This is a genomic window from Nocardiopsis sp. NPDC006832 (assembly GCF_040635885.1).
Taxonomy (GTDB): Bacteria; Actinomycetota; Actinomycetes; order Streptosporangiales; family Streptosporangiaceae; genus Nocardiopsis.
The window spans coordinates 45,291-56,567 of sequence record NZ_JBEYLC010000043.1 but is presented as its reverse complement, the minus strand read 5'-3'; the positions used below and the strand labels follow the sequence as shown (position 1 = coordinate 56,567).

The 11,277-nt window shown below is 69.6% G+C and carries 8 protein-coding genes; 2 read left to right on the top strand and 6 right to left on the bottom strand.

Translation table 11 applies throughout. The features are described 5' to 3' along the window. The 6 genes from ABZ717_RS19775 to ABZ717_RS19750 all read right to left on the bottom strand — a co-directional run. Window positions 1-1,186: 3-dehydroquinate synthase II family protein (locus tag ABZ717_RS19775; RefSeq protein ID WP_358512598.1), on the bottom strand; the 1,186-nt coding region annotated here is incomplete at its 3' end. Window positions 1,187-1,269: 83 nt separating this feature from the next. Beyond that, complete coding sequence (locus ABZ717_RS19770) at window positions 1,270-2,094, bottom strand: 2-amino-3,7-dideoxy-D-threo-hept-6-ulosonate synthase (protein WP_358512596.1); 825 nt, start codon at window positions 2,092-2,094, stop codon at window positions 1,270-1,272. 19 nt (window positions 2,095-2,113) lie between these two features. Continuing rightward, the gene (locus ABZ717_RS19765) at window positions 2,114-3,418 is read right to left on the bottom strand and encodes an aspartate kinase (RefSeq protein WP_358512593.1); all 1,305 of its coding nucleotides are present in this window, start codon (window positions 3,416-3,418) and stop codon (window positions 2,114-2,116) included. 170 nt (window positions 3,419-3,588) lie between these two features. After that, a complete protein-coding gene (locus ABZ717_RS19760) occupies window positions 3,589-4,896 on the bottom strand; it encodes an AMP-binding protein (RefSeq protein WP_358512590.1) in 1,308 nt (435 codons plus the stop codon). Between the two features lie 159 nt (window positions 4,897-5,055). Continuing rightward, window positions 5,056-7,725: an AAA family ATPase gene (locus ABZ717_RS19755; RefSeq protein WP_358512587.1), complete on the bottom strand. Its 2,670-nt coding sequence runs from the start codon at window positions 7,723-7,725 to the stop codon at window positions 5,056-5,058. 173 nt (window positions 7,726-7,898) lie between these two features. Beyond that, window positions 7,899-8,474 carry a hypothetical protein gene (locus tag ABZ717_RS19750; RefSeq protein ID WP_358512584.1) on the bottom strand — a complete coding sequence of 192 codons (576 nt, stop codon included), beginning with the start codon at window positions 8,472-8,474 and terminating at the stop codon, window positions 7,899-7,901. Window positions 8,475-8,818: 344 nt separating this feature from the next. Between ABZ717_RS19750 and ABZ717_RS19745 the strand changes: the two genes are divergently transcribed. Continuing rightward, complete coding sequence (locus ABZ717_RS19745; RefSeq protein ID WP_358512581.1) at window positions 8,819-10,447, top strand: FAD-dependent monooxygenase; 1,629 nt, start codon at window positions 8,819-8,821, stop codon at window positions 10,445-10,447. Beyond that, window positions 10,444-11,256, top strand: coding sequence for an amidohydrolase family protein (locus tag ABZ717_RS19740; protein ID WP_358512578.1), 813 nt, complete (start codon window positions 10,444-10,446; stop codon window positions 11,254-11,256). The genes ABZ717_RS19745 and ABZ717_RS19740 overlap by 4 nt, the downstream gene beginning before the upstream one ends. Window positions 11,257-11,277 lie beyond the last annotated feature (21 nt).

Genomic DNA, 11,277 nt, shown 5'->3' with positions numbered 1-11,277 from the left:
TGGGGCCGGCCATGACCTCACCGTGGACGTGGCGGGTCAGGTGTACCCCGAGGAAGGGGTAGCGGGGGTCGGGCACCGGGTACAGCAGGCCTCGGCAGAACTCGTCGATCGGGTAGCCGACGTGGCGGTCCTGGACCGGAAGGTATCCCATCACCCGATCCCCGGGCTTGAGTTCGGTGCTGTTGAGCACCGCTCCACCCGGACCCAGCACACGCACGTGCCAGTCGTCCTGGAGGATCAGGTTCACCGACCGCCCGTCGGTGGACACCGCGTTGACCGAGATCAGCGGACGCGACTCGATCTTGACCCGGCCGACCGTCACCAGGCGGGTGCGGCCCTCGACGTCCACGGCCATCACCTTGCTGCCCGCCTTGAGCTCGCTCAGGTAGTTGGTGCGGCTGTCCTTGGACAGCGTGTAGGAGTGGATCGCGCCCGCGTTGACCCGGAAGGGGCGGGTCGGCATGTAGGGCAGGGGGTGGGTCTCACTCACACACAGGATCATCCCCTTGGAGTGCGATCCGACGAGGATTCCCTCGTCCTCGCGGAAGTGGGTGCAGGTGTCCACGCACGCGCGCTCACCCATACCGATGTGCTCCGTGCCGGTGATCTCCAGTTCCGCCAGCTCCAGGTCGGGGGTCTCGGTCTCGGCGGAGGCCCGGAGCGCGGCGGCGTCGCCCACCGCGCGCGGTGCCATCATGACCCCGTCCGAACCCAGTTCGAGGACACCGAAGATGATCTCCGCCTCCTCGATGTCCCGCGCGATCGTGATGATGCTGCCCGAGGCGCCCGCGGCCGCGGCGATGACGATCTCCAAGGGGATCTTGGTCGGGTCTCGGAACAGCAGGACACTCCAGGGCTCGGTTCGAGCGGACTGGCAGGCCTTCTCCAGGGTCTCCGCGTCGATGATCTCGACGAACCGGCCGAACTCCACCTCGGGGTGGAGCAGGGACAGCTCCGCCGGGGTGCCGTGCCGTTCGGGGTCGACGATGACCACGTCGGCTCCGCCGAAGTCCTCCGGCAACGGACTATTCAGCGAGAGCAGCACCTTGGTCACGGTCGGCGGTAGGTCGGCGAAGCCCGCCGGGTCGTCGGAGACGAGTCCGTCGACCCTGTGGTGCAGGGCCTCTTGGACCACGGCGGCGGTGGTCTCTCCGGTGCCGCGGATGTCGAGCCAGGTCAGCTTCACGGGACAACTCCTCAAGGGTCGTGCTCTTTTGGGGTGGAGGGGGATGAGTGACGGGGCGGGGATCGTGGGCGATCGCGGTGGGGTCAGTCGGTGAGGGCCCGAGAGGGGCCCTCCATAGAGCCCTGGGCCAGGTCGAAACGGTTGTGGACACGCCGGGCGACGGCCTCGGCCATCGACCCCGGGTCCGGGGCTTGGAAGATGTTGCGTCCCATGGCGATCCCGGCGGCGCCGCAGGCCATGACGTCGTCGACGTAGCGCAGTACCTCTTCGACGTCCTCGTGCTTGGGGCCGCCGACGGGGACGACCGGGATCGAGGCGGAGGCGACGATCTCGCGCATGCTCTCGACCGAACCGGAATACTCGGTCTTGACCAGGTCGGCGCCCAGGTCCGAGGCGAGCGACACCGCGTGGGAGATCAGCACCGGATCCTGGGGGTCGGCGACCTTGGGGCCCCGCGGGTAGACCATGGCCAGCAAGGGCAGGTTCCAGCGGTCGCAGCTCTCGGACACCAGGGCCAGGTCCGCGATCTGGCGCCGCTCCTCACGGGAGCCCAGGTTGACGTGGACGCTGACCGCGTCCGCTCCCAGGCGGACGGCTTCCTCCACCCCGGCCACCAGGTACTTGGCGTCCGGGTCGTCGGCGTGCATGGTGCTCGCGCTCAGGTGCACGATGAGCGAGGTCCGGGTGAACCAGTCCGAATCAAGGTGGCGCAGGGCGCCCTTGTGCACGACGACCGCGTCCACCTGGTTGGTGGCGAGCTGCCCCACCAGCAGGTTGAGGCGGTTGCCTCCGGTGACGGGACCATTGGTGACGGAGTGGTCCAGTGGGACGACCAGGAGGCGTTGTTCGTCGTGGCGGAAGATGCGTTGGAGACGTAGTCGGCGGGCGAAGGGGGTGTTGTCGGGCATGGCCGGTGTGCCTTTCTGGTCAGGACGTGGTTCCGGGGGGCCGGTGTCCCAGGCGTGCGTCCAGGTCGAACGCGCCGTGCAGGACACGGACCGCCCGGTGGGTCTCGGGCTCGGGGACGGTGGCGCAGATCCTTGACTGCGAGGTGGCCAGCGATCCCACGGGTATCTCCGCGCAGGCCAGGGCGGAGAGCGCGCGTGCTGTGTACTCGGGGCGGCTGAGCAGGCCGGAACCGACGAGGGAGACCTTGCCGACGGCGGGCCCGATCCCCAGGTGGACACCATCACGGCCGACCGTCTCGGCCAGGACGCGGCGCAGTCGCTCGGCGTCCGACCCCCGAAGGGTGATCCCGGAGTGAAAGGTGCCGTCGTCGCGGTGGTCCGCCCAGACCATGTCCACGGGGACCGGCGCCGCGGCGAGTGCGCGGAACAGCTCGACGGTGAGGGCACCGTCGGCCCCGACGATCCGGAGCCGTGCTCGGACGGCCCCCAGTTCGTGGGCGACGGCCCGGACCGCTGGAACGGTCTCGACCATGTCCTTGTCCCCCTCAGGCACGATCCGCGTGCCTCCGTGCTGTTCGGACGCGTTCCTGACCCGGATCTCCACGCCGTGCAGCGCCGCCGTCTCCACGGCCCGGGAGTGCATGACCCGGGCCCCGGCGAAGGCCATCTCGGCCATGGTCGACGCGTGGATCTCGGGGATGAGGCGGGTGTTCGGGCAGACGCGGGGGTCGGCGGTGCGAACCCCGTCGACGTCGGTGTGGATGTCGCAGCTCGCCGATCCGAACGCGGCCGCGAGCGCCACCGCGGTGGTGTCGGAGCCGCCGCGGCCCAGGGTGGTGATGTCGCCGTCGGGGCCGACCCCCTGGAAACCCGCCACCACCGCCACGTGCCCGGAGTCCAGCGCGCGTAGCACGTACTCGGTGTCGATGGCGGTCACGCTCCCCTCGCCGGGGCGGCCCGAGGTCCGGATGCCCCCACGGAGGCCGGACAGGGAGGTCGCCGCCACCCCGCGGGCCTGGAGGGCCATGGCGGTCAGCGCGGCACTGGCACTCTCACCGGTGGCCAGCAACTGGTCCATCTCGCGGCCGGGGGCGGTGGAGCCCACCGAGGCCGCGGTGTCCAGGAGCTCGTCCGTGGTGTCGCCTCTGGCGGAGACCACCACGACCAGGGAGCGTCCCTGCCGACGTGCTCGGCCGACCCGCTCGGCCACCGCCCGCACCTGCTCCGGGGAGGCCAGGGAGCTGCCGCCGAACTTCCAGACCTCGATGCTTCCTGATCGGGTCCGTGATGACTTCGTGGGAAGAGGAGCCTCAAGGGCGGTCACGGTTGATGTCACCACTGCCACCGCCTTCGATCCGTGCGCAGCGCATGCGCCCATGCCTTTCACTACTCGGTTGGGGTCGGCCGGACCTCGCGAGCGGTCGGTCCGACACTCCTCAGCATCGACCCAGGGGTTATCGATGCGTTTATCTTCGGATATCGACCCGTGAGGAATCAGTGGTAGAGGACGGCGCGATCCCAGTCCTCGTGCTCGGCGAAGAGGCTCCGCGGCTTGACCACGTCCTGGGAAGCGGTCAGGAGACTGTGCGGGACCAGTGATCCCGGCACCACGGGGCGCAGGTCCGGCACGATCCCCAGCGCCTCCTGGACCGCCGTGCGCAGCCGGGCCACGGCATCCGCCCGGTGTTCGGGCGCGACCTCGAACTCCATGGTCAGGCCGTCCCTTCCGGCCCGGGCCCGCCAGAACAGCACGCCGTATCGCGCGGGCAGGCCGAACACCGCAGCCTCCAGCTCGTGCTGGGTGACGGGCCTGCCGCCCGCCCTGTACTCCCAGGCGGAGCGGCCCAGGACCCGCACGGTGGGCAGCGGCCACCCGCACGCGCAGTCCGTGTAGGACACCTCGACGTCGTCTTCGAGGTCGTAGCGGAGCAGGGGCATGGCCTCCCGGTAGAGAGGGGTCACCACCAGACGCCCGCGACCCTGCGGTGACGACGCGCCGGTCACGGGGTCGAGTACCTCGAAGAGGACCCGATCCGCCCACAGGTGCATGCTCCCGGCAGGGCACTGCCCGGCGAGGCTACCGGTCTCGGTGGAGCCGAACTCCTCCACCACGGGCACCCCCCAGATCTCGCCGATGCGCCTCCGCCGTTGGGGGGTCAGCGAGTCCCCACCGACGAACAGCGCGCGCAGTTCGGGAAAGTCGGAGGTCGGGTCCAGTCCGGTCGCCCGCGCGGCCGCCGCCCACAACAGCGTCTCGGTCGCCATGGACCAGGTCAGGCTCACCCTCAGGTCCCGGATCACCTCGACGATGCGGGAGAGGGGAGTGGCGAGTGAGCGGTTGTCGCCGGGGACGACGGTGGCTCCGCGGGAGCGCGCGGCCGCGTGGGCCAGGTGGCCGGTGAGCATCAGTGCGTAGGGCGTGCGGACCAGGAAGGTGTCCTCGGCGGTGATGGCCACCCATTTGCGGGCGTACCGCTCGACCAGGTCCTCCCAGTCCTGCTCGGTGTAGAAGGACGGTGTCGCCTGACCGGCGCTCCCGCTGGACTCGTGATAGGTGGCGACGCGGCGCCGGGGCACCGCGAGCATGCCGAAGGGCCGCTGCTCACGCAGGTCCTGCTTGGTGGTCAGGGGAAGGGAGGGCAGATCCACGGAGGTGGGCGGGGCACCCGAGGCGAAGATCCGCTCTTGGTAGAAGGGCGACGCGGAGGCCCACTCCAGGACCTGAGGCAGCCGCTTGCTCTGAAGGGCGGCGAGTTCTTCGGGACTGTTCCAGTGGATCTCGAACGGTGCTTTGACGGTCACGGGGCCTCCTCGGCGCTCTCGCGTTCCGGCCGGCCGGAACCGAGCGGGTGAGGTCCCTCGCCCGGCAGCCGCCGACACAGCGCAATCCTCATGCGCGGGGGCGGCTGCCGACATCACGTGGACACGTGAATGGTCGCGTCGGGGGAGGAGATCGTCGACTCAGGAGATGTGGGAGATCATCAAACGCGCCAGTTCCACCCGATTGCGGACCTCCAGCTTGCGGAAGCTGCTGCGCAGGTGGCTGTCCACGGTGTGCGGGGACAGGAAGAGGCGATCGGCCACCTCGCGGTTGGTCAGCCCGTCGGTCACGAGGAGGGCGACGCGGCGTTCGGAGTCGCTCAGCTCGTTCCAGGCCCGGTCGGGGGCCGGGGTCCCGGTGGCCGGTGTGCCATCGGAGCGCCTGGTCAGGTCGCGCAGGGCACGGGCGGCCCGGTCGGCGGGCCCCCGGGCACCGTATCTCTCGTAGATCTCGTGCGCCTTGGAGAGCAGGGGGCGGGACCGTGCCGTGTCGCCCTTGTGGGCCGCCGCTCGCCCCGCGTCCTCAAGGGCCAGCGCGCGGGGGATCGGGCGCGGGCTTTCCTCGTAGGCCTCCACCGCCGCGTGGAGCAGTCCCGGGTCGTTCATGAACAACCCGGACGCGTGCCGTGCGGCGCCCAGGAGGGAGGCGATTCCGGGGTTTTCCCGGGCGAGCCGGGTGCTCGTGTGCACGACCCGTTCCGCCTGCTCCGGCCGGTTCGCCTTCAGCGCCAGACGTACCAGGTGGGCGGCGGACTCGGGGCTGCGGAGGAGAAGCGTCGCGTTGCCCTCCAAGGAGCCGTAGATCTCCGCGGAGGGGAGACCACCGGTGGACCGAGCCAGGCCCAGCGTCGCCTCCTGCTGGCGGGGGCAGCTCAGGGAGCGGTCCTCGGCCAGGATGCGGTGGAAGTACTGCCGTGCGACGTGCTCCTCACCTCGCAACAGGTGGATGTGGCCCAGGATGGAGCGCACGTCCCTGGCGAGGTTCCCACTCGGGTCCACTCCGCAGTCCACCCGAAGGCAGGCCTGCTCGGCGCGGTCCAGTTCGCCGCGCCATAGGAGCAGCAGAGCGCGGTGGGCCTCCCAGAACGGCGCGGCCGACGCGTCCGCCGCCACCTCCTCCCAAAGGGCCATGTCGATGGTGGACGAGGCCTCCACGAACCGGTCCTGTGAGGCCAGGGCCACGGCCAGGATCAGCCGGGTCGTGCGATGCGCCTTGGTGGCGGCCGCCGACCCCGGGATGCGCTGGAGGACCTCGCCCGCGTGGTCCCGGGCGAAATCGAGGTCGCCGCGGCCGAAGGCGATGCGCAGGCGGACCACCTCGGCGCTGACGATGGCGGTCGTCTGCCGGGTGGCCAGTCCCAGGGTGACCGCCTCCTCCACCGAGTCGAGGGCCTGATCGGGTCGTCCCTGCTCCAGGAGGCAGCCCGCCCGGATGGCGAGGAGCCCGGCCCGGGCCTCGGAGCCCGGCTCCACGGCGCGCAGCGCGCGCTCGACGTGTGGACTCACGTCCACGAAGGAACTGTGCTGGCTGGAGGTCTCCTGGAAACCCGCCAGTGCCGTGTAGAGCAGGAACGGGCAGGAGATTCTCTCCAGGACGGCCAGCACGACCGAGCGGGCCCGGGCCGTTCTCCCGCTCGCGAGGAGCAGGTGTGTGGTCTCCGCCAGCATGTCGGCGCTCATGTCGCCGCTCTCTAGGGCGTGGCAGAGATTGTCGGTCAGTTCCCGGTCGCTCTCGGAGCAGACGACCAGGTGGCGGATGATCTGGGCCGTGGTGCCCGAGGGTCGCTCCTGGAGCATGGTGGCCGCCTCCCGGTGGAACGCGTGCCGGGTGTGCGGGCTCATCGTCAGGTACACCGACTCTCGGGTGAGGTCGTCGGTGGACTCCAACCGTCCCTCCCTGGCCTTCAGGATGTCGTTGGCCAGGGCCTCATCGATCACGGGAAGGAGGTTGGTGGGTGTGGAGTCGAGGAGACGGGCGGCCTCGTGGAGCGTGAAGGGGCGGTCCAGGACCGCGTTCACCTGGAGTACGAGGTTGATCCGTGGGTCGAGTTTGTCCAGCCGGGACACCACTCGACGGTGGAAGGCCTCGGGAAGGTCGGCCACCTCGCAGAGCCTCGTCGGGTCGGCACTCCTGGACTCGCGAAGAGCGTTCACCATCCATACGACGAGTGAGGGGACGCCTCGGCACTTCTCCAATAGGCGCAGGTGGCCTCGGGGTGGTTCGCCCACGGTCTCCTGGTACAGGGACGTGACCTCCTCGTCGAGGAGCGGCCCCAGGCGCAGCAGGTGTCCCTGCTCCTCGGTGAGGAGTTCCAGCGCCTGCGACACCGGTCCGCCGTTGCGCAGGGGGCCGCATCCGATGAGCCACAAGATGGGTAGCCCCCGGGTGTGCTCGACCAGCATCGGCAGGAGGAGCGCGGTCATCTCATCGCTCCAATGCGCGTCGTCCAAGGTGACGAGCACCGGCTGCCGTCCCGCGTACTCGGTCAGGCGGTTGCCCATGCGGAGCGCGAGATCGAACACGTGCCCCGTTCCGTGATCCGTCAGGAACGAGATCCCCTGCCCGAGGGGGTGCTGGAACAGGCGCATCAGTGTGCTCCACTGCACGCACCGGTCCAAACGTGTGGCCCGGCCGGACAGGACCCGCATCCCCTTCGACTCGGCCTCCTCCGCCAAGCGGTTCAGCAGCGTCGTCCTTCCCATTCCGGGAGGGCTCTCGATGACGGTGTGGTGTCCGGTTCCTTTCTCCACCCGTTTCAGATGGTCGAGCAGATGTCCCACCTCACGGGTGTGACCGACCAAGTTCTCCATGAAATAATCCCCCGGATCCTTCTTTTTTCCAGGTCAGGGTCACTGTCTGGCGGATTAGGGTGCGGTCATGATTTCCATTGGTTAATTGCGCTGTTCGGGTGCGGGCAGGTGGAATTTTTCTATTCTCGTAATGAGAAATATCCCTGGTGTTCGTCCCGCCTTCGGTGCGTGTCCTATTCCTTGGTCGGCAGGGTGTCGATAAGGACATCGGCCCACATGGGATCGTAGTTCTCGAAGCGAGGGAAGCCGCCCTCCGGGGGCGGCGCCGTCCAGTGGTAGCGCACGCCCGGATTGTGCTCGGCCCAACCCTGGGCGAACAGGTGCGGGCTGCCCTGGACGTTCGGGCCGCTCGCCGTTCGCCACTGCGAGTAGACCTCGGCACGCCCCCGTCCGGTCGCCAGCGCCCGCTCCAGGGCCTCGGCGTCCACCCGCGGGCATTCCTCCGCGACCTCCAGGATCACCGGGTGGATACTCACGCACCGGCCCTGCTCGTAGAAGGCCCTGCGCAACGCGCCGTCCAGCTCGTCGCTGCCGGAGAGCCCACCGACGTCAGGTGCCTTCGCGGCCTGCACCGCCTCCATGGCGGGGAGCGTGGTCACCGGGTAGGTGGACTCCGGGCCCGGCCACAGTCTCCAGCCGAGGGCGGGCACGACGCCCGCGATGGCCACTACCTCCGACTCCACGATCGACCGCGGTGTCGGTATCCGGTTGAACAGCTCCAGCGGGAAGGCCCTGTGATCGACGATCAATCCCACGCCCCTTTCCCTGGCTCGGGCGTGCAGGACGTGTAGGGCCAGGCTCGCCCACGGGCATCCGATATCGGACCAGACGGTGACTACTCCGGGACTCTGTGTTTCGATGTGCTTCCGCTCGGAGTTCATGTACTCGGTCGGTTCCATTCTTGTTCTCGGGTCCGGTTCAAACGGTTGATCACACTAGGGCATCGGCTTCGGTTCTCCTATATTCCGTCCACAATCGGTCAGGGTGCCATTGAATCCTCGGGCTTGCGGCTGATCACGGAAATGCGTGATGTGTGTTCGGTGGGGTTTCCGAAAGTATCCGGACATCCAATGCCGTGAGAGAGGAGCCCGCTGTGGGCACCGGACACGACACCAGTGGGACGCCGGAGACCGAGATCCTCATCGTGGGAGCGGGGCCGGTGGGGACCACGCTGGCGCTGGAGCTCGCACGTCAGGGGGTGGCGAGCACCTTGGTGGAACGCCACACCGGGCGCTCGCCCTACCCGAAGATGGACTTCCTCAACGGACGCAGCATGGAACTGCTCCGACGCCTGGGAGTCGTGGACGAGATTCGGGCGAAGGGGGTGGGGGCCGGACACGCCTTCCGCTTCCACTGGAGCGCCGACTTCTCCGAAGCTCCGGTGGCGGCCTGGGAGTACGCCTCCGTCAGCGAACTCGACCGCAGGGGAGAGGCGACCAACGACGGAACCTCAGGGCTGGAGGCCTACCAGCGGTTGCCCGGGAACATCCTTGAGGAGATCCTGCGCGATCGGGCGGCCGCCCACCCATTGGTCGACCTGCGCACCGGCACCGCCGTGTTGGGCCTCGACCAGGGAGAGGACCACGTCACAGTGCACCTGCGCGACGGCGGAGGCGAGTACGCATTGCGGGCCGGGTACGTCGTGGGCTGCGACGGCGCCGGCAGCACGGTCCGCCTTGAGGCGGGAATCCCGACGGAGGCCCATGGGCCCAGCGGGGATCACCGCGACGTCTATTTCCGCAGTTCCGACCCCATGCTGCGCCGTCACGGCCGGTACTTCCTCAACATCGTCGCCACGGGGATCACGCTGGTATCCCGTGACGAGCAGGACACCTGGACGGCCTTCTTCCCGGTCGCCGAGCACGAGGAGGACGACGCGGTGACGATCATGCGCCGCCGCCTCGGTGTGGAGCTGGACGTGGACGAGGTCGTCCACACGGCGACGTGGAAGGGGAACATGGCCGTGGCGGCCCGGTACCGCCAGGGGAGGATCCTCCTCGCGGGCGACTCGGCCCACCAGTTCTACCCCACGGGCGGACACGGAGCGAACACGGGCATCGGCGACGCCGTGGACCTGGGCTGGAAACTCGGGGCGTTCGTCCGTGGCTGGGGCGGCCCGGGGCTGTTGGACGGCTACGAGGCCGAGCGGAGACCCGTCGCGCTGTTCAACCTGGAGATGTGCGCCAACCTCCTGGAGGTGTGGGGGCGCTTCCCCCGGCTGGCCGCCTCCGGCGCCTCCCGCCAGACGCTCGCCGGTTTCCTTCGGGAGGAGGAACACCAGATCGAGAACCTGGCGATCCACTTCGACTACCGGTACGGTTCCTCGCCGCTCGTGATCCCGGGTGCGGGCACCGAACCCCCGTGGTCCTGGCGCGGCACCACCCCGACCACCTGGCCGGGCGGTCGGCCCCCGCATGTCCGCCTCCAGGACGGAACACCCCTCTTCGATCTGCTGGGCGCGGAGTTCACACTGGTCGACTTCGGCGCGGACGGAGCCGGCATCGCGGCGGTGGAAGCCGCCGAGAAGCGGGGGATGCCACTGCTCCACCTGCCCGTGAACGACCCGTGGGCGCGCTCGGTGTGGGGCTACGACCTCGTGTTGGTCCGGCCGGACCAACACGTGGCCTGGCGGGGTGCCACTCCGCCGGAGGACTGGGGGACCGTCCTGGACACGGTGCGCGGCGCGTCCGCCGTCGGGTCGGATGACGGGAGCCGCGCATGAGCCGTGACCCCGACCTCCCGGTCGTCGACTTCCACGTCCGCCTCCCCCCTCTACCCTCGGCACGCGACCGGATCCTGCGCTCCATGGACGCCCACGGGGTCGAGACCGCCGTCGCGTGCGCCGGGGGAGCGCTCTCGCTCTTCGAGCTGTCCCGTCAACTCGTCGAGGGGGGCGGCACCACCGCCGACCTCGACAACGACTTCGTCCTGGCCATGGCGGAGCGGAGTGGTGGGAGGCTGGTGCCCTTCTACTTCGGCAACCCGCACGGCGGGGCCGACGCCTACAGGGAGTCGGCCCACCGCTTCCGAGGGCTGGAGATCTCGCCCGCCGTGCACGGCCCACCGCTGGACGACCCCGGCTTCGCCGACCTGATCAGAACCGCGGCGCGGTGGGGCCACAGCGTGTACGTCGTGTGTTTCGAACGCGCCGGGGCCCGGGTCGCGGACCTGGTCCGGTTGGCCGCGGAGCACCCCGACGTGGTCTTCGTGATGGGACACACGGGTGTGGGCAACATCGACCTGTACGGCATCTCGCTGGTCGCCCCGCTCCCCAACATCCTCGTCGAGACCTCGGGCGGGTACACGTGCGCGGTCGCGGAGGCGATCCGGGTCCTGGGCCCCGACCGGGTGCTGTTCGGGTCGGAGTCCCCGCTTCAGGACACCGGGGTGGAGCTGGCCAAGCTCGATGCGCTCGACCTGGCGCCGAAGGTCTACGCGAGCGTCCTCAGGGGCAACGCGCTGCGCCGGATCGACGCGGCCCGGACCGGTCCCGCCGCCCCGGGGCCGGCCCAGGTATCCGAGATCTCGTGATGACGCGCGAAGGTGGCGTCC

What these genes read in the sequence shown, in the direction of transcription:
- ABZ717_RS19755 (WP_358512587.1), bottom strand. Translation starts at nt 7,725, where the DNA reads ATGGAGAACTTGGTCGGTCACACCCGTGAGGTGGGACATCTGCTCGAC.
- ABZ717_RS19740 (WP_358512578.1), top strand. Translation starts at nt 10,444, where the DNA reads ATGAGCCGTGACCCCGACCTCCCGGTCGTCGACTTCCACGTCCGCCTC.
- ABZ717_RS19770 (WP_358512596.1), bottom strand. Translation starts at nt 2,094, where the DNA reads ATGCCCGACAACACCCCCTTCGCCCGCCGACTACGTCTCCAACGCATC.